The sequence below is a fragment of the Aestuarium zhoushanense genome, assembly GCF_056431045.1.
Genome location: NZ_JBWKMA010000004.1, coordinates 23208 through 47051, shown reverse-complemented (window position 1 = coordinate 47051; position 23844 = coordinate 23208). Strand labels below are relative to the sequence as shown.

The 23844-nt window shown below is 57.7% G+C and carries 25 protein-coding genes and 1 tRNA gene; 8 read left to right on the top strand and 18 right to left on the bottom strand.

What is annotated here, in order from left to right; translation table 11 throughout:
- Window positions 1-34: 34 nt before the first annotated feature.
- Window positions 35-802: a class I SAM-dependent methyltransferase gene (locus AC07ED_RS02520; RefSeq protein ID WP_105234433.1), complete on the bottom strand. Its 768-nt coding sequence runs from the start codon at window positions 800-802 to the stop codon at window positions 35-37.
- A gap of 63 nt (window positions 803-865) precedes the next feature.
- On the opposite strand from AC07ED_RS02520, the gene gloB reads away from it, so the two are divergent.
- From gloB to AC07ED_RS02505, 3 genes are all read left to right on the top strand, one after another.
- On the top strand, window positions 866-1633 hold the full coding sequence (gene gloB, locus AC07ED_RS02515; protein WP_105234432.1) for a hydroxyacylglutathione hydrolase: 768 nt from the start codon (window positions 866-868) through the stop codon (window positions 1631-1633).
- A 178-nt stretch (window positions 1634-1811) separates the two neighbouring features.
- Window positions 1812-4139 (top strand): ATP-dependent Clp protease ATP-binding subunit ClpA, encoded by a 2328-nt coding sequence (clpA, locus tag AC07ED_RS02510; protein WP_105234431.1) that lies wholly within the window; start codon window positions 1812-1814, stop codon window positions 4137-4139.
- Window positions 4139-5095, top strand: a complete 957-nt coding sequence (locus tag AC07ED_RS02505; protein WP_105234430.1) for a M23 family metallopeptidase — start codon at window positions 4139-4141, stop codon at window positions 5093-5095. Before clpA ends, AC07ED_RS02505 begins: the two co-directional genes overlap by 1 nt.
- On the opposite strand, the gene AC07ED_RS02500 is transcribed toward AC07ED_RS02505, so the two are convergent.
- From AC07ED_RS02500 to AC07ED_RS02490, 3 genes are all read right to left on the bottom strand, one after another.
- Complete coding sequence (locus AC07ED_RS02500; RefSeq protein WP_105234429.1) at window positions 5082-6725, bottom strand: peptidoglycan -binding protein; 1644 nt, start codon at window positions 6723-6725, stop codon at window positions 5082-5084. The two genes, AC07ED_RS02505 and AC07ED_RS02500, sit on opposite strands and share 14 nt — an antisense overlap.
- A complete protein-coding gene (locus tag AC07ED_RS02495; protein ID WP_105236284.1) occupies window positions 6725-7822 on the bottom strand; it encodes a biopolymer transporter ExbB in 1098 nt (365 codons plus the stop codon). The genes AC07ED_RS02500 and AC07ED_RS02495 overlap by 1 nt, the downstream gene beginning before the upstream one ends.
- 143 nt (window positions 7823-7965) lie before the next feature.
- A complete protein-coding gene (locus AC07ED_RS02490; RefSeq protein WP_105234428.1) occupies window positions 7966-8514 on the bottom strand; it encodes a gamma-glutamylcyclotransferase in 549 nt (182 codons plus the stop codon).
- 46 nt (window positions 8515-8560) lie between these two features.
- On the opposite strand from AC07ED_RS02490, the gene AC07ED_RS02485 reads away from it, so the two are divergent.
- Entirely contained in the window at window positions 8561-9508 is a 948-nt protein-coding gene (locus AC07ED_RS02485; RefSeq protein ID WP_158664481.1) for a DUF2125 domain-containing protein, read from the top strand.
- Between the two features lies 1 nt (window position 9509).
- Here AC07ED_RS02485 and AC07ED_RS02480 read toward each other — a convergent pair whose 3' ends face one another.
- Window positions 9510-10430, bottom strand: coding sequence for a prephenate/arogenate dehydrogenase family protein (locus tag AC07ED_RS02480; RefSeq protein WP_211096423.1), 921 nt, complete (start codon window positions 10428-10430; stop codon window positions 9510-9512).
- A complete protein-coding gene (hisC, locus tag AC07ED_RS02475) occupies window positions 10430-11515 on the bottom strand; it encodes a histidinol-phosphate transaminase (RefSeq protein WP_105234426.1) in 1086 nt (361 codons plus the stop codon). The genes AC07ED_RS02480 and hisC overlap by 1 nt, the downstream gene beginning before the upstream one ends.
- Window positions 11516-11646: 131 nt before the next feature.
- Here hisC and AC07ED_RS02470 point away from each other — a divergent pair, with 131 nt between their 5' ends.
- Window positions 11647-12699: a bifunctional transcriptional activator/DNA repair enzyme AdaA gene (locus AC07ED_RS02470; RefSeq protein ID WP_105234425.1), complete on the top strand. Its 1053-nt coding sequence runs from the start codon at window positions 11647-11649 to the stop codon at window positions 12697-12699.
- A gap of 59 nt (window positions 12700-12758) precedes the next feature.
- Here the strand turns inward: AC07ED_RS02470 and rpsD are convergent, their stop codons facing one another.
- From rpsD to AC07ED_RS02455, 3 genes are all read right to left on the bottom strand, one after another.
- The gene (gene rpsD / locus AC07ED_RS02465) at window positions 12759-13379 is read right to left on the bottom strand and encodes a 30S ribosomal protein S4 (RefSeq protein WP_067551526.1); all 621 of its coding nucleotides are present in this window, start codon (window positions 13377-13379) and stop codon (window positions 12759-12761) included.
- Between the two features lie 158 nt (window positions 13380-13537).
- Window positions 13538-14392, bottom strand: a complete 855-nt coding sequence (locus AC07ED_RS02460) for a Hint domain-containing protein (protein WP_478241776.1) — start codon at window positions 14390-14392, stop codon at window positions 13538-13540.
- Window positions 14393-14724: 332 nt separating this feature from the next.
- The gene (locus AC07ED_RS02455) at window positions 14725-15648 is read right to left on the bottom strand and encodes a lipid A-modifier LpxR family protein (protein ID WP_105234423.1); all 924 of its coding nucleotides are present in this window, start codon (window positions 15646-15648) and stop codon (window positions 14725-14727) included.
- Between the two features lie 145 nt (window positions 15649-15793).
- Between AC07ED_RS02455 and AC07ED_RS02450 the strand changes: the two genes are divergently transcribed.
- The 3 genes from AC07ED_RS02450 to AC07ED_RS02440 all read left to right on the top strand — a co-directional run bounded on the left by AC07ED_RS02450 (window position 15794) and on the right by AC07ED_RS02440 (window position 16829).
- Complete coding sequence (locus tag AC07ED_RS02450; protein WP_105234422.1) at window positions 15794-16264, top strand: DMT family transporter; 471 nt, start codon at window positions 15794-15796, stop codon at window positions 16262-16264.
- Entirely contained in the window at window positions 16264-16698 is a 435-nt protein-coding gene (locus AC07ED_RS02445; RefSeq protein ID WP_105234421.1) for a DMT family transporter, read from the top strand. Before AC07ED_RS02450 ends, AC07ED_RS02445 begins: the two co-directional genes overlap by 1 nt.
- Before the next feature lie 56 nt (window positions 16699-16754).
- Window positions 16755-16829: transfer RNA gene (locus AC07ED_RS02440), tRNA-Glu, on the top strand.
- A gap of 62 nt (window positions 16830-16891) precedes the next feature.
- Here AC07ED_RS02440 and AC07ED_RS02435 read toward each other — a convergent pair.
- The 9 genes from AC07ED_RS02435 to phnG all read right to left on the bottom strand — a co-directional run bounded on the left by AC07ED_RS02435 (window position 16892) and on the right by phnG (window position 23798).
- Entirely contained in the window at window positions 16892-17518 is a 627-nt protein-coding gene (locus AC07ED_RS02435; RefSeq protein WP_105234420.1) for an SGNH/GDSL hydrolase family protein, read from the bottom strand.
- Between the two features lie 109 nt (window positions 17519-17627).
- Window positions 17628-18767 (bottom strand): alpha-D-ribose 1-methylphosphonate 5-triphosphate diphosphatase, encoded by a 1140-nt coding sequence (locus AC07ED_RS02430; RefSeq protein ID WP_105234419.1) that lies wholly within the window; start codon window positions 18765-18767, stop codon window positions 17628-17630.
- A gap of 84 nt (window positions 18768-18851) precedes the next feature.
- On the bottom strand, window positions 18852-19370 hold the full coding sequence (gene phnN / locus AC07ED_RS02425; RefSeq protein ID WP_105234418.1) for a phosphonate metabolism protein/1,5-bisphosphokinase (PRPP-forming) PhnN: 519 nt from the start codon (window positions 19368-19370) through the stop codon (window positions 18852-18854).
- Window positions 19367-20050 carry a phosphonate C-P lyase system protein PhnL gene (phnL, locus tag AC07ED_RS02420; protein ID WP_105234417.1) on the bottom strand — a complete coding sequence of 228 codons (684 nt, stop codon included), beginning with the start codon at window positions 20048-20050 and terminating at the stop codon, window positions 19367-19369. The genes phnN and phnL overlap by 4 nt, the downstream gene beginning before the upstream one ends.
- Before the next feature lie 2 nt (window positions 20051-20052).
- Window positions 20053-20826: a phosphonate C-P lyase system protein PhnK gene (gene phnK / locus AC07ED_RS02415; RefSeq protein WP_105236282.1), complete on the bottom strand. Its 774-nt coding sequence runs from the start codon at window positions 20824-20826 to the stop codon at window positions 20053-20055.
- A 2-nt stretch (window positions 20827-20828) separates the two neighbouring features.
- Window positions 20829-21701 carry an alpha-D-ribose 1-methylphosphonate 5-phosphate C-P-lyase PhnJ gene (locus AC07ED_RS02410; RefSeq protein ID WP_105234416.1) on the bottom strand — a complete coding sequence of 291 codons (873 nt, stop codon included), beginning with the start codon at window positions 21699-21701 and terminating at the stop codon, window positions 20829-20831.
- Window positions 21698-22786: a carbon-phosphorus lyase complex subunit gene (locus AC07ED_RS02405; RefSeq protein ID WP_105234415.1), complete on the bottom strand. Its 1089-nt coding sequence runs from the start codon at window positions 22784-22786 to the stop codon at window positions 21698-21700. Before AC07ED_RS02405 ends, AC07ED_RS02410 begins: the two co-directional genes overlap by 4 nt.
- Window positions 22786-23358 carry a phosphonate C-P lyase system protein PhnH gene (gene phnH / locus AC07ED_RS02400; RefSeq protein ID WP_105234414.1) on the bottom strand — a complete coding sequence of 191 codons (573 nt, stop codon included), beginning with the start codon at window positions 23356-23358 and terminating at the stop codon, window positions 22786-22788. The genes AC07ED_RS02405 and phnH overlap by 1 nt, the downstream gene beginning before the upstream one ends.
- Window positions 23358-23798 carry a phosphonate C-P lyase system protein PhnG gene (phnG, locus tag AC07ED_RS02395; protein WP_105234413.1) on the bottom strand — a complete coding sequence of 147 codons (441 nt, stop codon included), beginning with the start codon at window positions 23796-23798 and terminating at the stop codon, window positions 23358-23360. The genes phnH and phnG overlap by 1 nt, the downstream gene beginning before the upstream one ends.
- Window positions 23799-23844 lie beyond the last annotated feature (46 nt).

Sequence of the window (23844 nt, the reverse complement as noted above, 5' to 3'; positions counted from 1 at the left end):
TTGAGCCGAGAATCGAATCTCTTTTTCGTGATCGTCAGGTCGGACGGCTATTTGATAGCCCCGCTTCGGGCACAGGCCGCCCCACCCCTTCGAGGATTTTAAGCGGGCGTTTCACCGCCTCCCCCAGACCCGGTCGACGGGGGGCAGAGACTTGTTTGGAAACTTCGACAATCAACACACCACCAGAAGCGATGAACGGCAATTTATGTCCCAGATCTTCGAGGACATTCGCCAGCTTGCGCCATATCCGCTTTTTCGAGGGCGGTTGATACAGAACCGACGACGTGCGTTCGACAACGAAGTTGTGCTGTCTGAGCTGGGCCTCAAGCTGGCTCAGCGAATAGGGACGCCCATAACCGAACGGCGTTTGATCCGATCGCGACCAGAGCCCCGCACGGTTGGGCACAACGAAAACAGCACGCCCACCCGGACCGAGAACACGCCAGCATTCCTCTAAAACTGCCGTCGGATTCTCTGACGTCTCCAGTCCATGCATCAAAACAAGCTTATCAACGACGCCGTTTTCAAACGGCCACATCATTTCCTCACATAGGACACTGACATTCGGCTGCCCCGCAGGCCAAGGCATAACGCCCTGCGGCCCCGGCATCAGCGCCACAACCCGACGCGCATCTTCTAGGTAAGGACGCAACAACGGCGCAGCAAAGCCAAAGCCCGCAACGGTTTGACCTTTCGCCTCGGGCCACATCGCAGTCAATTCACCACGGATGACCTTTTGTGCGGCCCGCCCCAAGGCGCTGCGATAATAGAAATTGCGCAGATCAATTACGTCGAGATGCATTGCGGTCGGTGGCCTTTGGGCTAGTCTCTTTATCAAAGCTTAACCGAAGATCGTGACAATGCCATGCCCCTTGAACTCATTACCTTGCCCTGTTTGACAGATAACTATGCCTATCTGGTCCGAAACACTGAGACGAATGAGGTCGCTCTGATCGACGCACCCGAGGCTGGACCGATTGTGTCCTACCTCGTTGCACATGGCCTGACGCTCAGCACCATTCTGCTGACCCACCACCATTGGGACCACGTGGACGGCGTTCCTGATCTTGTCGCACGGTATAGTCCGAAAATTATCGGCGCTGCCGCTGATGAGGCACGACTACCCAAGCTCGACCAATCTGTGGTAGACGGTCAGACGATCACCATTTGCGGCGAGCCTTGTGAGGTGATCGACGTCTATGGCCACACCATAGGACACGTGGCGTTTTACTTCCCGCAGAGCGGCTATCTTTTCAGCGCTGATAGCCTGATGGCATTCGGCTGCGGTCGCCTGTTCGAGGGAACACCTGCACAAATGTGGGACAGCATGCAGCGCCTCCGCGCCCTGCCCGACGATACACTCGTCTGTTCGGGGCATGAATACACCGCAGCGAATGCGAAATTCGTGGCGACCATTGATCCGAACACCCCAGCCGTTCAGGCCCGCATTCAGTCCACAACCGAGGCCCGCGCGAAAAACGAAGCAACCGTTCCATCGCTCCTCAGCTTGGAAAAAGCGACCAACCCGTATTTGCGCGCAGACCATTCAGACCTCAAAGCCGCACTCGGCATGGAAGGTGCAACGGACCTCGACGTATTCACCGAAATTCGCCGCCGAAAGGACGATTTCTGATAGTTTGGTGCAAAAACATTCCGCGCTGACGCGCCGTTACAGGGCGATGACGCGAAATGTGAAGCGAATATGAAAGAAAGTCCTTGAAGGTTGGGCAAGAAAACCAAACTTTAAAGGTATGAGGCCACAGTCGAACGGAACGTGTTCCGCGAGACACCGAAAGAAAGGAGCACTCATCGTGCCATCTTTTTCGACCACACTTGAGCAGTCCATCCATGCGGCGCTGGCTTTGGCCAATGCGCGTCGCCACGAACTCGCTACACTCGAACATCTTTTGCTGGCCCTGATCGATGAACCCGACGCCGCACGCGTCATGAAAGCGTGCTCTGTCGATCTCGATGAGCTGCGCAAAAACCTCGAAGAATATATCGACGACGATCTGTCGACCCTGATCACCGAAGTCGACGGGTCCGAAGCCGTGCCCACCGCTGCCTTCCAGCGTGTGATCCAACGCGCCGCGATCCACGTCCAGTCGTCGGGTCGCACCGAAGTCACAGGTGCGAACGTCCTCGTCGCGATCTTTGCAGAACGCGAATCCAATGCGGCCTATTTCCTCCAAGATCAGGAAATGACCCGCTATGACGCGGTCAATTTTATCGCGCACGGTGTTGCCAAAGACCCCGCCTTTGGCGAGGCGCGTCCGATCATGGGCGCTGACGATGACGAAGATCGCACAACGGAGACAGCGACCGAGACAGCCGAAGCGAAAGACTCCGCTCTTGCCAAATACTGCGTGGACCTGAACGCGAAATCCGCGAAGGGGGACGTTGATCCGTTGATCGGTCGCGATCACGAGGTTGAACGCTGCATTCAGGTGCTGTGCCGCCGCCGTAAAAACAACCCGCTTCTCGTGGGTGATCCGGGTGTTGGTAAAACCGCTATCGCCGAAGGCCTCGCCCGCAAGATCGTAAACGGCGAAGTGCCCGAGGTTCTGTCTGAAACGACGATCTACAGCCTCGACATGGGCGCCCTTCTCGCGGGAACCCGTTACCGCGGTGATTTCGAAGAGCGTCTCAAGGCCGTTGTGTCCGAACTCGAGGACCACGACGATGCCGTTCTGTTCATCGACGAAATCCACACTGTGATCGGTGCGGGTGCGACCTCTGGCGGTGCGATGGATGCGTCCAACTTGCTGAAACCTGCATTGCAGGGCGGCAAGCTGCGCTGCATGGGGTCGACCACCTACAAAGAGTTCCGCCAACATTTCGAAAAAGACCGCGCACTTGCCCGTCGTTTCCAAAAAATCGACGTGAACGAGCCTTCGGTCGAGGACTCAGTGAAAATCCTTCAGGGCCTGAAGCCCTACTTCGAAGATCACCACCAAATCCGCTACACCCACGATGCGATCAAATCCGCCGTGGAACTGTCGGCCCGTTATATCAACGACCGCAAACTGCCCGATAAAGCTATCGACGTGATCGACGAGGCTGGTGCTGCTCAGCATCTGGTCGCTGAATCCAAGCGCCGTAAAACCATCGGCGTGAAAGAGATCGAAGCGGTCGTCGCAAAAATCGCACGCATCCCACCGAAGAACGTCAGCAAAGACGATGCAGAGACGCTCAAGGATCTGGAAAAATCGCTCAAGCGCGTTGTGTTCGGTCAGAACCTCGCAATCGAAGCGCTGTCCTCGGCGATCAAACTGGCGCGTGCGGGTCTTCGTGAACCTGAAAAGCCCATCGGGAACTACCTCTTCGCGGGCCCGACTGGTGTTGGTAAAACTGAGGTTGCGAAACAGCTTGCCGATACGCTCGGCGTCGAACTCATCCGTTTCGACATGTCCGAGTATATGGAGAAGCATGCCGTATCGCGTCTGATTGGTGCCCCTCCGGGTTATGTTGGGTTTGATCAGGGCGGTATGCTGACCGATAGCATCGACCAGAACCCGCACTGCGTGCTGCTTCTCGATGAAATCGAAAAAGCGCACCCAGACGTTTACAACATCCTGCTGCAGGTGATGGACCACGGGAAACTGACCGACCACAACGGTCGGACGACAGATTTCCGCAACGTGATCCTGATCATGACCTCGAACGCGGGTGCTGCAGAGCAAGCGAAAGAAGCAATCGGCTTTGGTCGTGATCGTCGCGAAGGCGAAGATACCGCCGCTATCGAACGCACCTTCACGCCTGAATTCCGCAACCGTCTGGACGCGGTGATTCCGTTCCAGCCGCTGCCGAAAGAGGTCATCCTGCAGGTCGTCGAAAAGTTTGTTCTGCAACTCGAAGCGCAGCTCATGGACCGCAACGTCCACATCGAACTCACGCCGGCCGCCGCCGCGTGGCTCGGCGTCAAAGGCTACGATGCGAAAATGGGTGCACGTCCGCTGGGCCGTGTCATTCAAGAACACATCAAAAAACCGCTGGCCGAGGAATTGCTGTTCGGCAAACTCACCAAAGGCGGTGTGGTTCGTGTCTTGGTCAAAGACGACAAACTCGAACTGGAAGTCGAGCCACCACAGCAAGGTCGCCTGACAGGAAACAAACCACCGCTCTTGACCGCAGATTGATGCGTGCGGGGGCACTCATACTAATCACTCTCGCCGCACCAGCCGCGGCGAGAGAGCCACTTTTCGGGCTACCGATTGACTGCGATCTCTCGGATACCTGTTACATCCAACAATTCGTCGACCATGACACGTCTGCGGGCGTGACCGACTTTGCCTGTGGTTCGCTGACTTATGACGGCCACAAGGGCACAGACTTCGCCCTACCCTCGCTCGCCATGCAAGCCGAAGGCGTCGACGTGATTGCGGCAGCCCCTGGAACGGTGCGCGGCGTTCGCAATGACATGATTGATATATTGCAAGGGCAAGCCGGTGCGCCCGATGTATCCTCTAAGGAATGCGGCAACGGTGTCGTGATCGACCACGGCAACGGGTGGGAAACCCAATACTGCCACATGGCCCAAGGGTCCGTCACTGTGAGATCAGGTGATCAGGTGGCTATGGGTCAGGTTCTCGGCCAAGTCGGACTATCGGGCCAAACCCAATTTCCGCACGTCCACCTATCTGTGCGCCACAATGGAGAGGTCGTAGACCCCTTCGATCCGAATGATGAGGCCACCTGCGGACCGTCAGACACCACACTCTGGATTGACGAACCGCCAACGCCTGCTGGCGGATTGATCAGCACGGGGTTTGCCCCGAACGTCCCCGACTATGCAGATATTAAGGCAGGCACCGCAGGCGTGGTAGAGCTTGATAAATATGGCAATATCGTCCTCTGGGGGTTCTCGTTCGGCGTTCAATCCGGTGACGAAATGACCTTTGAAATCATTGGCCCCTCTGGCCCAATCTTCGAGCACGTTGAAGCACTGACCCGCGATCAGGCGATGGTCTTTCGTGCCAGCGGGAAACGCGCGCCCGCGTCAGGTTGGGACACTGGCGACTACGCAGGAATGGTCACCTTGCAGCGTGACGGAACCGAGTTAGACCGCCAAGTGATCAACGTCACCGTTCGGTGAGCTTCAATTCGATCCGACGGTTCTGCGCTCGTGCTGCATCGCTGTCTTCGGTGTTCATAGGCTGATATTCACCAAAACCGTTGGCCGACAAATGGGTCGGATCGATGCCTTGGCTTTCCGACATGAACCGCACCACGGACAAGGCCCGCGCTTGGGACAGTTCCCAGTTGTCACGGAATTCACCCAAGCCCGACAGAGGTATATTATCGGTGTGCCCATCGACGCGGATGATCCAATCGATGTTATCGGGAATATTATCAGATACTTGCCGCAAAAGCCTCGCGACCTTCGCAACCTCGGCCTGCCCCGAGGGCGAAAGCGTCGCGCTGCCCGGAGGGAACAGAACCTCAGAGGCAAAGACGAAACGGTCGCCCTCAATACGCACACCATCCTGGTCGGCCAGCACTTGACGCATCTGACCAAAGAATTCCGACCGATAGTTGGCCAGTTCTTTTGTCTCTGCCTCTAAGCGTGCCCGTTCGGCCTCTTCCAACTCCAAACGACGCGCATTTTCCGCAGCCGCACGGGCAAGCGCCTGATTGAGTCGCCCAGAAAGGTTCGTAATCTGGACCTGCGCCTCGGTATCCGCCTGCTCTGCCAAATCCAGCAGGCCTTGCAGGTGGGCAACTTGGCTCCGCAATTCGGCAACATTGGCATTCAGAGCCGCGACCTGACGCTGGCTCTCGGCTGAGAGCGCCTCTTCCTCGGTCAAACGTTGCTGGGCAACGGCCAGAAGCGCCGCCTGACGCTCTGCTTCGGTCAATTGCTCAGTCTGTTGAGCCGCCAAATCATCCCGCGCGGCCTCTGCTGCGGCCAAGAGCGTGAGAGTGTCCTCAGCCTCTTTGCGCTGCTGTTCGAGAGCCAATGTCATCGTTGTAATTTCGGCGTCTGCATCTGCGAGGCGTGCGCGCAATGCCTCCAAAGCGGCGGCATCAGCCAACCGCGCAGCTTCTAGCTCTGACACTTGTGCTTGACGCGCCGCGCCGCCAGTTTCCAACTCGGCAATCATCGCCGCGTCCTGATCTCTCTTCGCCTCAAGGTCCGCGATCAGTGCTTCGAGCGCTTCACGTCGGGCCGCCGCAAGTCGCGCACTCTCGGCAGCATCGTCAATTTCCGAACGCGCCGTCGCGAGGGCGAGGTTCAACGCCTCAGCTTCGGACATCAAACGCGCCTGTTCGGTTTCCAGCCCCGCGACCTGATCCCGCAAATCGGTGCGGTCCGCCAGCAACCCCGCGATCTGCGCCTCAAACCCTGTGATCCGACTTTGCGCATCAACCAATGCAGCCGTAACCCGGTCCCGTTCTGCCGTCAGGGACGCGATCAAGGCTGCTTGGGCCTGACGTTCGTCTTGGGCCTGCGACAGGTCCGTGGTCAACTGCCCGACCTGACTGGCCAGCTGCGACGACCGCGATTGTTCAAGGCCCAGCGCATCGGTCAAAGATGCAATCTCTGACGAAAGCTCCTCGAGCCGCGTTTCCTGTCCCGTGATCTTTTCCCGCAGCACAAACTGGATCACCATAAAAATGGTGATCACAAACATCAGGACCAATAAAAGCCCCGTCATCGCATCCACAAACCCCGGCCAGATCGAGGCATTGAACCGGTTTGTGCTGCGACGACTGATCGCCATTAGCTATGCCCTGTGCCCGTTGGGCGTTTTGTCGCGCGGAGCATGCGGGTGATGTTCGCGAGATCGCCGCGCAGTTCGCCTACTGTTTCTTGACGGCCCGACGACAGTTCTTCGAGGATTTTCAGAAGCTGAACATCAATCGACCGCAACCGCATTCGGCTTTCGGCATCAATTCCGTCAACGCCACTGTCCTGTAGCTTCTGCGCGAGCCGCATCTGAGCCTCAGCCGCCTCTTGCAATGCAGGGCGCACATCGGTCGCGTCAATTTTCTGGGACAGCCCCACAACGGCTTCGGTCAGGCGCACCAGATAAGCATCGGTTTGGCCACGGCCTGCTTCTGCCTGTTCAAAAAGCGCGCGCAGGGTGTCGATCTGATCTGCCATCTGGTCGAGCACGCCACCGTAGGGGTTCCCCTCCATCGCGGGACCTTCATCCCCGCTCGAAAATCCGAGACGGGTGATTGAGGACATCCATTCTTCGAGGTCGCGGTAAAAACGGTTTTGGCCATGCCCTGCAAAAAGCTCCAAAAGACCAACGATCAGCGAGCCCGCCAAACCGAGGAGCGAGGACGAAAACGCTGTGCCCATGCCGCCCAGCTGCGCCTCAAGGCCCGTTTGCAGTTTGGCGAAGATATCGCCCGCAGCACCGTCATCGGCATTCAACGACCGAATAGTTTCAACCAGCGCAGGAACCGTCGTGGCTAGACCATAGAAGGTCCCCAGAAGGCCGAGGAAAATCAGCGTATTGCCCAGATACTTCGTGATCTCGCGGTCTTCGTCGATGCGGCTGGCAACGGAGTCCAAGATCGACCGTGCAGACGAACTGGACAGCTGCATCCGCGCACCACGTGACCGCAGCAATGTCGCCAAAGGTGCAAGAAGTGCAGGCGCGCCCTGAACCTGCTGATCCCGAGCAAAGCGTTTGATCCACCCAACGGACGATACGAGCTGAACGACCTGCCCAAAGCACGACAAAACGCCCAAGACAAAGACAGCGCCGATCAGCCCGTTCAAATACGGGTTTGACCAAAAGATCGACAGCAACGTGGACAGTGCCACATAGACGCCAGCGCCGATCAGCCCCAATGCGATCAACATCATGGTGATCTGTCGCGTTGGTTGCGAAAAATACGGCTCGGCCTCGGGTTCCCTGATGTCCGCCACGGGTTGGGTTCCTCGCGTTAGTTTGTTGAGGGAACCATAAGGCCCTGAGACTGAATTCCCAAATGAAATATATGGGATCAGTCCGCGATAATCGCCTTAACGCGCCCCACAAGCCACGCCATTTCATCATCGCAAATGCCCATCTGGGTCAGATGCGCCGCCGTGTTGAAAAGATACTCGGTATTTGGTCCGCGCCCACCGACCGCACGCCCGATCATTTGCGCCTGCGTTTCGAGCGGCAGGTGACAGTATTGTTCGTGATCTGGGTCGATAATGTAGGTCACCGCCTCAACCATCCGCCCGTCATGGAGCGTGATCGGCAGCACCGCCTCGAGATAGGCCGACGACACCAATTCACGTTCGCGCAGCGCGGTGATCACGGCCTCGCGGTCCGCATCGGCAACCCGAAACGCAACACCCGTGCAGCCAGCGCCATCCTGACGGTCCAATGCCAGAACGAGTCCCGGGTCGTCCACGGTGCCGCGATGATGAATGGACAGCATACAAAACGACCGATGGTAACCCTCAAGCCGCGCCTGAATGGCCTCCTCCGGTTCGAAACCGGGGTTCCACAAGAGCGATCCGTAGCCAAAGACCCAAAGCGGGGAATGTTCTTTTCCTGTCATGATCCCATGGTTAAACACGAAACCAGTTCGGGTAAAAGGGGGCGTCATGCGGATCAAAGGTTGGGCGATTACAGGCGTCATGGTTTACGGGCTCTATTGGGCCGCTGGATCGTTTGGTTTGCAGTCGCTGGTGCAGTCGGCCATTCAGGCAGACACCTCGTCAAAGGCTCAGGACGTGGCGCTACAGTTGTCACCGCTGCGGTTCTCCACCCGCGTGGATGACTACGAGAGCCAAATCGATGATTTGACCACGCTCGTCGCCGCGTCCGCAGAGGTGAGCATGCCCACATACGCCCCGAACCGCACCCGCATCGAAATGCTCGGGCCCGTTCAAATCATGGGCCCTACATGGACTATCAAGGTTTCCGCTGACAATCTGTCAGTTGGGGGATCAGTTCAGATCACACGAAATGGCGACCTTGGACGATTTGACCTCAGTGGATCGAATGTTGTCATTGAGGAACCCGATACCAAGGCAGCCACCATAGAGGTCCACCTCATTCCGTCAGACAAAGGTGTCTACGATCTCGACCTATCGATGACGGACGTCACTCTGATGGCTGAGGTAACGAAGTCCATCGACCCGACGCACCAACTGCCCGAGATGGTCAGCCTATTCAGCGTCAACGGGGCCGTCAAATTCGACCCCGCCCCTGCCCTGTTCGCGACCTCTGACCCGATGATCGCAGGCATGGACTTTGCGCCGCTCAAACTCATATGGGGTGACATTGATCTGACCATCGACGGGCTCATCGACATTCTACCTGACGGAACGCCAAGCGGTCAGTTGGACGTGACCCTAAAAGGCTGGGAAACCGTTCTTCGGATGCTCGCTGCGAACGGAGCGATCAAACCTGCCAACTTGATGGGGTATCAGGCGATGGCATCGGGTCTTGCGAGCGACGATGGCAGCATCACACTTCCCCTGATCTTTGCGGATGGGCAAATGCGCCTTGCCGCGTTCCCGCTTGGCCCCGCGCCAAAGCTACGCTAACTCAATCGGCTTTGGTTGGTTTGCGGCCAAAGTCGGGGGCGTCTGTGTCCTGACCCGCCTCAATGATGCTGCGACGGATCGCGCGAGTGCGGGTGAAATAATCAAACAGCAGATCACCATCACCCTGACGGATCGCACGCTGAAGGACGAACAGTTCTTCGGTGAAACGACCCAAAATTTCCAAGGTCGCGTCTTTGTTCGTCAGGAATACATCGCGCCACATCGTCGGGTCAGAGGCCGCAATACGAGTGAAGTCACGAAAGCCCGCGGCAGAGAACTTGATCACCTCTTGATCGGTGACGCGACGCAGATCATCGGCAACGCCAACCATCGTGTAGGCGATCAAGTGGGGGGTGTGAGACACCACAGCGCAGACCAGATCGTGGTGATCAGGGTCCATGATTTCGATGTTCGCGCCGATCCCCTTCCAGAAATCGCACAACCGATCCAGTTCACCCTGATCGACAGTCTCGGGGGGCACGACGAGGCACCAACGGTTATCGAACAGCGTTGCAAAACCTGACCGAGGGCCAGAATGTTCGGTCCCCGCCATTGGGTGACAGCCGATGAAATGCGCATGTTCGGGCAAATGCGGCACAACGGCGTCGAACACGGATTTCTTCACCGATCCCACATCCGTTACCATCACACCCTGTTTCAAGTGCGGAGCAATCGCCGCCATCACAGGACCCATCGCACCAATCGGCACCGCCAACACAACCAGATCAGCGTCTTTGACAGCTTCTTCGGCAGTATCGACAACGCGGTCGACCAGATTAATCTCGCGTGCGACATCACGAGTTTCGGCAGAGCGTGCATAGCCCACGATTTCATTCGCGAGTTTCCCACGACGAATGGCCAACGACATCGACCCCGCAATGAGGCCCAGCCCGATCAGCGCAACACGGTTATAGGTGGCCATCAGCGGACCCCTTTGAATGTGCCGATGACATGCACCACGCGGCGGCATGCGGCCTCGTCACCGACGGTGATCCGCAGGCAGTTCGGCAGGCCATAGCCACCCACACGACGTACGATGATCCCATCATCCTTGAGCGCGGCATCGCAAGCGGCGGCCTCTTCTTCGGAGGCAAAACGTGCCAGAATGAAGTTCGCAAAGCTCTCATCGACCTGCACACCCATCTGGATCAGGGCATTGGACAGCCATTCGCGCCATTTGGCATTTTCGGTCCGGCAACGTTCAACAAAGGCAACGTCGCGCACGGCGGCCTCTGCAGTCGTCAACTGCGTCTCGGACAGGTTGAACGGCTGACGCACGCGGTTCAGCACATCTATGATGTCCTTTGCCGCATAAGCCCAGCCGATCCGCAAGCCACCAAGACCGTAAATCTTAGAGAACGTGCGGGTCATGATCACGTTCGGATACTGATCGACCAACGCAGCGCCGCCATCGAACCCATCGACGAATTCGGTGTAAGCGCCATCGTGAACGAACAGCACATCGGACGGCAGACCTTCGATCAACCGTGCAAGCTCTGCCTCGGTCAGCATCGTGCCTGTCGGGTTCGCAGGGTTCGCCACAAAGACGATCCGCGTGCGATCGCTAACCGCCGCCAAAATAGCGTCCACATCCACACGGCGGTTGTTTTCTTTGACCTCAACAGGGATCGAGCCGACCATCTTGGCGAGGATCGGATACATCGAAAACCCATGTTCGGTGGTGATGATCTCATCGCCAACACCCGCGTAACAGGTCGCGATGAACTGGAGCACCTCGTCCGAGCCCGCACCGCAGATCAATTGATCGGGCGAGAGGCCATATACCTCACCAATCGCGGCCCGAAGGCTCGCGTGGTCGGTCGAGGGGTACCGATGCAAGTCCTGAACGCTGCGGGTAAATGCCTCGCGTGCTTTGTCGGAAAACCCATAAGGGTTTTCATTCGACGACAGCTTGAGCACGTCGGATTTACCAGCGACCTTGCTTTCGCCACTGACATACAGTGCGATATCCATGATGCCGGGTTGCGGTTTTGGCGTCTTGGTCATGTTCTGCCCTCGGGTTGTCGGACCTTCCTTAACGATGGTTTTGACCCGTTTCCAGAGCACAGATCGACACGGGTGAAATAGCTGCCCGATTTCAGGCGGCATGTGGCAGATTGATCGGCTATAACGGGGACATGTTATTCAGTTTGCCAGACACAGATACACTCTATGACGCGCTTGTGGCGCGGGACGCATCCTATGATGGGCGCGCATATGTTGGGGTTACGTCGACAGGCATCTTCTGTCGACTGACCTGCCCCGCGCGCAAACCGTTGCGCGAGAACTGTCGGTTCTTTGCGACAACGGCAGAGTGCATCGCCGACGGGTTCCGTCCTTGCAAACGATGTCATCCCATTGGCACGAGCGCGGAGGCTGACCCAGTGATCGCCCGACTGTTGACTGTGCTCGACGCCGAGCCCGATCGACGCTGGACCGAGGGCGATGTGGAAACGATGGGGTTTGATACTTCGACCGTGCGGCGGTTGTTTCGGCGGCAATTTGGTATGACGTTTATTCAAATGGCACGACAAAGGCGGATGAGAATGGGTGCAAAGACATTGGCCGAAGGCGGCAAAGTCATCGAGGCACAATTAGACGCGGGTTTCGACAGCCCATCGGCCTTTCGTGCGTCATTCGCGAAACTGCTGGGCGTTGCCCCGTCCGAGATGCGAACGGATGCGATGTTGCGGGCGGATTTCATCGACACACCATTGGGCGCTATGATCGCCGTCAGTGATGCCAAATCCCTGCGGATGCTCGAATTCCCCGAACGCAAAGGGCTCGCCGCGCAGCTAAAGCGCATCTTTGAAACCGCAAAAGGATCGGTTGGCTTTGGTCGGTTTGAGGCGACAGATCAAGTTGCCGCAGAATTGGGTGATTTCTTTGCGGGCAAACGATCGACGTTCGACGTGCCCCTCGCGCAGAATTACGGAACGCCGTTCCAGCGTGAAGTCTGGGAGGCACTCCGCCAAATCCCCGCAGGCGAAACGCGCAGCTACGGACAACTCGCCGCAGAGATCGGGCGACCGACCGCAATGCGCCCCGTGGCCTCAGCCAATGGTGCGAACCAAATCGCGCTCGTCATTCCATGTCACCGCGTCATCGGCGCGGATGGAACACTCACAGGCTACGCGGGTGGCCTTTGGCGAAAACAAAAACTGATCGAAATCGAACATCAGTTTCGGTGATATAAACGAAAAAAGGCTGCCCGAAGGCAGCCTTTTCCGAATATCGGCTAAGAACCAGATTAGTTCTTAGCGTAGAATTCGACGACGAGGTTCGGTTCCATCACAACCGGGTACGGAACGTCCGACAGGCCCGGAGTGCGAACGAAGGTCGCGGTCATTTTGTTGTGGTCAGCGTCGATGTAGTCAGGAACATCACGCTCGGTCAGCTGAACCGCTTCGAGAAGGACGGTCATCTGTTTCGACTTCTGACGAACTTCGATAACGTCGCCTTCTTTAACGCGGTAGGACGGGATGTTTACCGATTTACCGTTAACCAGAACGTGGCCGTGGTTTACGAACTGACGAGCAGCGAACACGGTTGCAACGAACTTTGCGCGGTAAACAACAGCATCCAGACGGCGCTCGAGCAGACCGATCAGGTTTTCACCGGTATCGCCTTTTACGCGTTCAGCTTCGCCGTAGATGCGGCGGAATTGTTTCTCGGTCAGGTCGCCGTAGTAGCCTTTCAGCTTCTGCTTAGCGCGCAGCTGCAGACCGAAGTCCGAGATTTTCGCTTTGCGGCGCTGACCGTGCTGGCCTGGGCCGTATTCACGCTTGTTTACTGGCGACTTAGGACGACCCCAGATGTTTTCGCCCATGCGGCGGTCGATTTTGTACTTGGCAGACGTGCGTTTGGTCACGGCTGATCTCCTTCGTTATGGTCGACGCCCCGAAGGGCGACTATGAAGGGCGTTGTCCTCTTGGCCGAAGCCATGACAGGAATCCCCTTGCGGGGCCCACCAACACCAATGAATGGGCGGCTTATAGAGGCGAGAGCGACAGAGTCAACGCTCTTTTGTCACATTAGCCGACTGTCGTGCCTCAGGATTTCCACTTCGCTACCAGACAGGACACGACGCGCAAACATACCGTAAGTCTGCGGGTCGCCGCCCAGCTCTGGCATCCGCTGGAAGAGGCGCGACCGATCAGCCTCGTTCAAGTGGGACAAAGCCGCGCTTGCTGGGTGGAAGCTCTCGGTTTCGACCTTATTCGCAAAGACCACTTCATGCTGCGGAAGAAGCATGTGGATATAAGTCACCTCACGAACCGAACTATCCACATAGATCGAATGATCGTTCACCAGATCGCGTGCTGTCACCAGTACCTCATCCGCATTGAACAAGGCGCGCGCGCGCGCTCCCTTGAGGATCATGCGGTGATCGGGCGACACAAGCAGGCCTTCGTCTGGGACATCCTTGTCCAAGGCCCCTGCCCGCATCCGGATCGGCGCATAGTGCGGCATCGCAAACAAACGCGCGCCTGTCACACGGCGTGTGCCGATCCAGAGGATTTCCTGACAGCCATTGTCCTTGGTCTGAACCCGATCGCCTTCGCGCAAGGATTCAACGAACCGAGGACCGTGTTCCGTTTGAATGGTCGTCCCAGGGGTAAAACAAATAACACCACCCGGCGCGGCACTGATCTGATCAGGGCGCTCAAGGTCAATGTTATGCGACACGATCCACATCTCGCGATGGCGCGGCGGAATATCCCCGATGAACATCAGCAGCGGCGGGCGACCACGGCCCGTCTCGATCAAGGTGACAGTCCAAGTGTCCCGCCCATCCGTGATGCTAAAACTCTTCTCAAAGAGTGGGTGATCGACCTCTACCTCGATCCCGATGGGATCTTTGGTCTCGACCGCCTGCAACATGCGTCGCACCGAATGCGCCGCTCTTTTTCGAATGTCTGCCTCTCCGGTCGCAATTCCCAAAGGAAGCACAGAATTCGGGCCATCCACCCGTACTGCGTCCCCAGTCCAGGTCCAAGTCGCCCCCACGCGAAACGCATCGCGCGGCGCGGACCAGAGCCCGTCAATCTCACATTGCGCCCAGGAAATGACAAACGTGCCTAGAAAGCCCGTTTTCATGCCCGTTCTCTGCCTCAGTCTGCCCGCGTCTTTTGTCCCGCGCGGATCTGACATCAAAATAAGCAGGTGGATTCTCGCGAATCAACCCTAAACGTGAGAACGCGTTAACTTTTTACTTAGAAGTTGAAATTTAGCTTCAGCGAACCGACGACTTGGCCTTCTTCTTGACCGACGTACTCTTCGGACAGGTAAGTTGCGCCGTAATAGAATGAAATCTTAGGCGCGATTTGCCAATTGAGGCCCGCACGAAGGCGATAGCGGGTGTCTTCTGCCTCAACGCCAAAGCTGGCGGGGAAGTAGATGCTATCTCCGACAATCGCGTAATCGGCCCCCAACAGGAATGCGAGCCCGCGGTTATGAGAATCCGCCAGTTTGAACCGCTGCCCCGTGACCGGATCACGGCCATGCGCCACATCAACCGCCACATCCCCGAATTGGAAGTCAGCACCAACGCGGATCAAATCCTCGGCCCCGTACTGCCCTTCAACGAACGGGCGCAGGTATGAATGGCCAAAGTCGATTTCGCGAGCGATCTCGGTCGTAAGGGTCGGATAGACGCCATTCGCAATTTGGTTTGCTTCGACTGAGGCCGCGATTTCAGGGGCCCCAACGCGGTCGTGGAAATTCCGCTGAAACTCCATCATGCCCGTTTGCGGACCGACGACGACAATGTCCGTGCCCACGCTGATTTCCAGATCGCTAATCTCGTAGTGGGTATACGCCCCGACCGACAAAATGCCCGCATAGGCGCGGTCGGCGGACTTTGCACCATTCAGGTTTCGCGGCGCGATAACTTCGGAGCGCAAACGAAGCTCCATCAACCCAAAGGGCTGATCGGCATAGTCGCGTTCGTTGTCCTTCGAAAATGCAAAAGACAATACGTAGCTGCCTGTGCGCCAGCGATCCTCATTGTCGCCAAAGTAGTCGTTGTTGAACAACCGACCGACGCCTGTCAGGCCCCACCCGCTCTCGGTTTCGGCAACAGCGGCACCGGATGACAAGATGAGAGACGACAGAACGACAGCGCGCGCAAAGGACATACCATACCCCACAATTAGTATACACGCGGAGGTTTAGCACAAGCTGAGCAAATTTATAGCTAAAATTTCCATTCTCACGCGCCCGCCTAGCAGCACCGTGCTATCTAGCGTTGCGCAACTCAGCGGCGACTGTCAAACACAGCGCATGACGCAACACACCACATCAAAAACGCACCTCATTCTGATCGCCTTTCTCACCGGCGGTCTTCTGACGATTATGACGCTGTTCAATGGCCGCGTCGCATTAGGAGGCGGCGCGATCTTTTCGTCATGGGTGGCGCATGGGGTCGGAACCGTCGCAGCCATCATCGCTCTCATAGTGCTCTTTCGGCGCCGCCCAAAGGCAGGCACGCGGTCTCGCGCTCCGTTCTGGGCTTACCTCGGCGGTATTTCGGGGGCTTTGACGGTGATCCTCACCTCAACCACGGTGAACACATCGCTTGCACTCTCGGGCACAATCGCCCTCGGCCTTGCGGGACAGATGGTGTTTGGACTTGGCGCGGATGTGCTAGGGCTGTTTGGCTTGCCAAAACGTCGTTTGGCGCCGCGCGAGTTGATCTCTTTCGCAATGATCTGCGCGGGTAGTTTGATCATCATCTATTTGGGGCGGGTCTGATGGGAATTTGGTTTTACGTCTTCCTCGCCTTTGCCGCAGGATTGCTGGTCGGACTGAGCCGCCAAATCAATGGTCGCCTGTCGCTCTCCACAAGCCCGTTAGAATCATCGTTCTGGAATCATGCGGTTGGCTTCGCGGTCCTCTGCGTGATCGTCCTCTCCATTGGATGGTCCCACCCCCAAGACGGCCTCTCTGACATCCCACTGACCGCCTACGCTGGCGGCGCGGTTGGCGTAGTATTTATCGCGTCATCCAGCTGGCTCATCGCACGCATCGGCGCTGCGCAAACGGCTGTATTGGTGATCGCAGGGCAAATGGTATCCAGCGTGATCCTCGATATCGCGATGGGAACCGCTGGGGTCGCTTGGGCGCGCACCTTGGGGGTTACGTTAATCCTTGCAGGAATTTTCTACGGTCGACGCGCAAGAGACTGAATTTCCCGCTTGCGCCGCCGCACAGACATGATTAAGACGCCCCTCACGCACAGAGTGGCCCGTTCGTCTATCGGTTAGGACGCCAGGTTTTCAACCTGGAAAGAGGGGTTCGATTCCCCTACGGGCTGCCACTTTTCCTCCAACATTACGATTAGACGACAGACGGACTGCTCCGCCTGCCTCTGGTTTTGCGTTACAGCCCCAGAATAGCTTTGATCGGCGCGACGAGCGCGTCACCAATGGCCGCTGTGTTTGCTGCATCCAGATGCACCCCATCAATCGGCGACGCCTGCGCGACCGTGCCCGCGTCAAAGAACGCGACGCCCAGTTCCTCGGCGGCGGCTTTATACATCGGGGCAAGCAGTCGGGTTTCCGCAACATCTCGCCCGCTGCCCGTTTTGCCATCTGGCCCAATCACGCAGGGCGGAGGTGCCACGAATAGAATTTTCGGTACAGAACCCGACGCGCCATAGGGATAATGCCGTATGATTTGCGCCAACCGTTTCATCCCCGCAGTGGCCCCAGTTGCGGACCCACAGACGTCGGTCTTTAGGTCATTCGTGCCGAGCATAATCACGACAAGGTCCAGCGGCGAATGACTCTGCAACAGGATCGGCAGCACCACAGACCCGTTGCGATCACAGGGACCCGTGTGATCATCAAATGCCGTTGTGCGACCGCCCAGCGCCTCAGAGATCACTTCGACCCCAAGGCGTCCTGCAACGATGTTAGGCCACAGAAACTCTGGCGCATGTCGTGCGGCATCTTCGGGGCGGTGCCCCCACGTGAGACTATCCCCAAACGCTAAAACCCGTGTCATCGGCTCCCCCTGTAGACTGTTCGCACTAGGTACCGATTACTCCAGCTTTTCGAAGTAGATGCCAGCAATATGTTCGGGGCTTAGAAAATTAGGAGAGCCGCAGGATGGATCAGCCGACGCGCTGACCCTTCACCCAAACACCGTGGATGGTGCCTGTGCCATCAACCCGTTTTACACGGATCACGTCAGCGCGTTTCCCAACCTCGATGCGACCACGATCGGTTAGACCGACGGCCTTGGCCGGTGCGGCGGTAACAGTGCGAACACCACGTGCCACGTCCCCCCAAAGATCGCCCAACAACAGAGCCGAGGATAAAAGCGCGCCGGGGACGTAGTCCGATGAAACGATGTCCAAGAGGTCTGCCTCGGCCAACACATGCGCTGCCACGTTTCCAGAGTGCGACCCACCACGGATCAAGTTCGGCGCCCCCATCATCACGGCGATTCCGTGATCGTTGCAGGCCTGCGCTGCCTCAATCGTTGTCGGAAACTCTGCAAAGGTCACACCGTATTGCTTGGACGTCACTACGTGCTCAGCAAGGGTGTCATCATGGCTCGCCAGTACGGCCCCCAAACGACGTGCGCCCTCAACGGACGCTGCCTCGTGGGCGGTACCGAATTTCTCTTTCAGCGCCAGTTGGTGCGACACATGAACATCAAAGTCATCATCCGACATACCATGCTTGCCCTGATAATATTCTTTCAGCTTATCAAGGTTCCGAAACTGTCGTGCGCCCGGTGTGTGGTCCATCAGGCTGACGATCCCGACGCGGTCTTCGGCGGTGAAACTGTCCAACTCTTCGATCAAAGTCTCAGAACAGGTTTCCGCACGCAGGTGAATATAGTGCGAAATGCGCAAGGCATTGCGGGACCGCATATCCAAAAGTTCGGTCGCAACCTCGCGCGCGTATTTTTTGTAGTCACCCGACTTCTTCGTCACCGACCCAACCCGCAAGGCGTCGAACACGGTGGTGATCCCGACCGAGCATAGCTCCGCATCGTGAGCGATGATCGCGGCCTTATGGGGCCAGTCGACCTTGGGCCGTGGCTCGAGGTGGCGTTCGAGGTTGTCGGTGTGCAGCTCGATCAAACCTGGCATCACGAGGTCACCCTCGCAGTTGATCGCTCCCGTCGGGACCGAGCGCCCTTCGCTAATATCAGCGATTTCGCCATCACGGATCACAACGGTGCCCGCCACCACAGTTTCGGGCAGAACAACAGTTGCGTTTGCAAGGATTGTTTCGGTCATTTGGAAGATCCTAGAATTCGGGTGTCGGCGTAGACAGGTCACATCCCATCGGTGCGTCACAGCCATATGACACGCGGGAAATTTTCATTTGAAATCGGCAAGAGCCGCGAGGAAGCGCGTGATGCCTTCGGCCTCGGTGCCGTCATTGACGACGACCGTTGCATCAATCCCCTCGGGTAATTCGAACGTTGCGCGTTTGAGACGGTTTTCGATTTCAACTCGGGTTTCACGACCACGGGCAGAGAGGCGGTCAGCGAGGATATGATCAGGGGCCGTCACGACGATGACCCGTAGATCAGGGAAAACAGAAGTTGCGAGGCCCAGCGCCTGACGCGATCCGTTGAACATCACGAGGGGAGCCGTCGTCTGATCCTTTGGGATGCCGTAGCATAGGCCATGCGCTTCCCAATCGAGGGCGAACTCTCCATCAGCCTTGCGGGCGGCAAATTCATCAAAGGTCACGCCTTCGAAATCTTCGCTTCCCGCTTCAGTCGGGCGGGTAATCACTCGACGCACGAATTGGATATCAGGCCGCGCAGACAGAGCACCCGAGATCAACGTATCTTTGCCCGCGCCAGATGGCCCTACGACAGCGATGATCATGCGGCCGCCTTTGGCGTAAAGCCCGTAACGTCCACCACACGATCGCAAACTTGGTTCCGCGCACCCTCATCGTGGAAAATCCCGATGATCGCAGCGCCCCGCTCTTTTGCACCCTCGATCAACGACAGAACCACGTCGCGGTTCCGCGCATCCAAGCTGGCCGTCGGTTCATCGAGGAGCATCGCGGGGTATTCATGGGCAAAGCCACGTGCGATGTTCACGCGCTGCTGTTCACCGCCCGAAAACGTCGTTGGCGACAGTGACCAGAGCCGTTCGGGGATATTGAGCATCGTGAGCAATTCCTCAGCCCGTGCATGTGCCTCACCTTCAGGTTTACCTAAGGCCAACAACGGCTCTGCAACCACCGTGCGGGTCGGCACACGAGGTACCACGCGAAGGAACTGGCTGACATATCCTAGCGTTTCACGGCGCAGGCGAATGATCTCGCGCGGGGTGGCGGTGGCCACATCAACGCCTCCAATACGGATCGAACCAGAGGCTGCGAGGTAGTTCCCGTAAATCATCCGCATAAGCGTAGATTTACCAGCGCCCGATTGACCCGTGAGCGCCACACATTCCCCAGGTTCGACCCGCAGGTGAGCACCAGCCATGACAGGAATGACTGCGCCCCCTTGATTATGCAGGGTGAAGCTTTTTGAGAGGTTTTCGATCTCGATCATGGTCACACCTGCAAGACGGAAGAAACAAGAAGTTGGGTATATGCTGCCTGCGGATCATCGAGCACCTGATCGGTCAGCCCGTGTTCGATCACGTGGCCATCCTTCATCACCATCAAACGGTCGGCCAAAAGGCGGGCAACCGCAAGGTCATGGGTCACGATAATCACAGAAAGCCCCATGTCACGCACGAGCCCCCGCAGAAGGTCCAATAGACGCGCCTGCACGGACACATCCAGACCACCTGTTGGTTCATCCATGAACACCAGTCGGGGCGAAGTGACAAGGTTCCGTGCGATCTGCAAACGCTGCTGCATCCCGCCCGAGAATTGGCGCGGACGGTCGTCAATGCGTTCGCATGCGATCTCAACACGGCCCAGCCAATCAGTCGCGGTTTCGCGGATATCGCCGTAGTTCCGCGCACCAATTGCCATCAGACGTTCGCCAACATTGCCGCCAGCTGAAACGCCCATCCGCAACCCATCGCGCGGGTTCTGGTGAACAAAGGCCCATTCGGTACGGGACAGCACGCGACGTTCAGGTTCTGGCATAGTCAGTGTATTGCGTCCACGGTAGAGGATCTTTCCCTCGTCCGCTTGCATATGCCCTGCCAAACATCCCAAGAGCGTCGACTTACCCGACCCAGATTCCCCCACAATGCCGAGCACTTCACCCGGCCAGAGGTCGAAACTGACGTCGGCACAGCCGATCCGCTGACCATAGCGTTTGGTCAGACCATCAACGCGGAAAAGCGGTTGATCGAGAGATACATCATGCATGGTCATGCCGCTTCTCCTTCTGGCGACAAGCGGCCTGTGTGACCCTCATCCTGACGGGTGGTGCAATAGCTGGTGTCGGAACACACAAACATGCGGCTGCCTTTGTCATCGGTGATCACTTCGTCGAGGTAGCTCACCTCCGACCCGCAAAGATCACAGGCGTGATCCGCCTTGCTTGGGTCAAAGGGGTGATCCTCGAAATCAAGGCTCACGACATCGGTATAAGGTGGAAGCGCATAAATGCGTTGTTCACGCCCAGCACCGAACAGTTGGATCGCAGCATTTCCACCCAGTTTCGGGTTATCGAATTTCGGGATCGGCGACGGGTCCATGACATAGCGCCCCTCGACCTTCACGGGATAGGCGTAGGAGGTCGCAATCGCGCCGTGGCGGGCGATATCCTCGTAGAGCTTCACATGCATCAACCCGTATTCTTCGAGCGCATGCATACGACGTGTTTCGCTTTCGCGGGGTTCAAGGAAGCGGAGCGGCTCTGGGATCGGCACCTGATACACGAGGATTTGTCCCTCGGTCAGTGCGACCTCTGGAATGCGGTGACGGGTCTGAATGACGGTCGCCTCTGCCGTGGTTTCCGAGGTTTGAACCTGCGCGGTCCGTTCAAAGAACTTGCGGATCGACACAGCGTTCGTCGTATCGTCAGCCCCTTGGTCGATTACCTTCAGAGTATCCTCTGGCGTCAGACACGCTGCAGTGACCTGAACACCGCCCGTGCCCCAGCCATAAGGCATCGGCATTTCACGGCTGGCAAACGGCACCTGATAGCCAGGGATCGCGAGGCCCTTGAGAAGCGCGCGGCGGATCATCCGCTTTGTCGCCTCGTCCAGATAGGCAAAGTTGTAGGCCTGATCGGTCATTCTGCGGCCTCCTTGACCTGAGCATCCGCAGCTTCGCGGCGGAGTTTTCGGATGAGTTCCAGTTCGGATTGGAAGTCCACGTAGTGCGGCAGCTTGATATGCTCGAGGAAGCCCGTCGCCTGAATGTTGTCGCAATGATAAAGGACGAATTCCGCGTCTTGGGCAGGCGCACCGACGTTGTCTTCGCCCAGTTCTTCCCAGCGGAGTGCACGATCCACGAGGCTCATCGAGATCGACTTGCGCTCTGATTGGCCCATGACCAAACCGTAGCCCCGCGTGAATTGCGGCGGCTCGGATTTGGACCCTGTGAATTGGTTCACCGTCTCACATTCGGTCAGCTCAATTTCACCGATCTCAACGGCAAACCCCAGCTCAGGGATCTCCATCTCGACAGCACACGTGCCAATCCGCAATTCGCCGACAAAGGCGTGCGTGCGTCCGTAACCACGCTGGGTCGAATAGGCCATCGACAGGACAAACCCTTCGTCGCCACGCGCCAAGGCCTGCAAACGCAGCGGGCGATCTGCTGGCATTTCGAGAGGCTCGCGAGTGAGGTCAGGCGGTGTTTCGTCGCCATCCGTCAGCGGCTCCATCAGCCCATCTTGATCGAGGAGCTGCAGGATATGCGGCGCGACCACGTCATCCGCCTCTTTGCGCAGCGCTTCTGGTGTCTCGCCATCCGCCATAAGTTTGAAATCGAGCAGACGGTGCGTGTAGTCGAAGGTCGGCCCGAGGATTTGACCACCCGGCGCGTCCTTAAACGTCGCGGAAATACGACGAATGATGTCCATGCGATCCGTCTCGACCGGAACAGACGCCCCAAAGCGCGGCAGGGTCGTGCGGTAGGCGCGGATGAGGAACACTGCTTCAATCAGATCGCCCCGCGCCTGTTTGATCGCCAGTGCAGCAAGGTCAGGATCGTATAGCGAGCCTTCGGCCATCACACGGTTCACGGCCAGCGCCATTTGTTCGCGGATTTGAGCAACGCTCAGATCGGGAACCGAACGATCCCCACGCCGTTCATCGGAAAGCCACTGATGCGCCGCATCAATCGCGCGTTCACCGCCTTTGGTTGCGACATACATCAGAGTGCCTCCACTTTCGTGCTACGCGGAAGGGCCGATAGTTGGCTGCCCGCAGTGAAGTAACAGTCAAAACCCAACGGGAATTGCGCACTGTTTGCGACAAAGGCGTCGATGTTGGGCAGATAGGCCGCCTGTGTCGTTTCAATCCCAGGGCCAGACAGAGTGGCCGTCGATGCCGAAATATCCTCGCATTCAACGATCAATGTTGCGGACCGATCTGGATATTCTGCCGTGCCGATTGCGTACTGCGATACGGGTTGCAGCGTATCCCACGTGCCAATCGCGAAATCGGCATCACCCGCCGCTACGATTGGGGCCGAGCAGTGAAACGCGATCCATTTGCGGACGGCTTCAGTATCGTGGCTCTTGGCGATGAAAATCGGTGTCGTCGCATCGGCGAGTGTTAGCAGGATCGCGCCAGCAGCGGGCGACAAAGGCGCGGGCGGGACCGCGCCTGCGATCTGCTGGATACGCCCCGGACGCGCCATCGCTTCGAGGCAGGCACGAAATGCGCGGGCGCTGTCTTGGGCGGGGTTGGCAAAACCGCCAGATAAAACTTCGGCTTCGAACATCAGTCTTCTCCCCGAACCATTGTGAAGAACTCGACCTTGGTCGCTGCGGCTTTCTCTGCGCGAGAGGTGCGTTTCTCAGCCTCTTCCGCACGAAGCGGCGCGAGGATGGTCGCATCGACTTGCTCCACGCCTTCGGATTGCATCAGCGCATCAACAATCGCCGCGCGTGTCGCGTGGCCCTGATCGCGCCCTTGCACATAGGCGTGCCCAACCGTGCCATCCGACAGTTTGAGCGCACAGCGCGTCACGGTCATCTCACCGAGGTTAAACGGCGCACCTGTCGCGCCGATCCGACCGCGCACCATCGTTGTGCCAATCTCGGGACGGCGCAGCCAATCGTGCGCAGGAAGATCGGGCAACAACTGTTCGAGCCGCTCTGGGCGAGCACGCGCCAGTAGGCCCATGTATGATTTGCGGGTGTCTGTGGTCAGTGTGGACATCTTGACGATTTGTCTACCTATCTATACAACTAGACAAATATTGCTA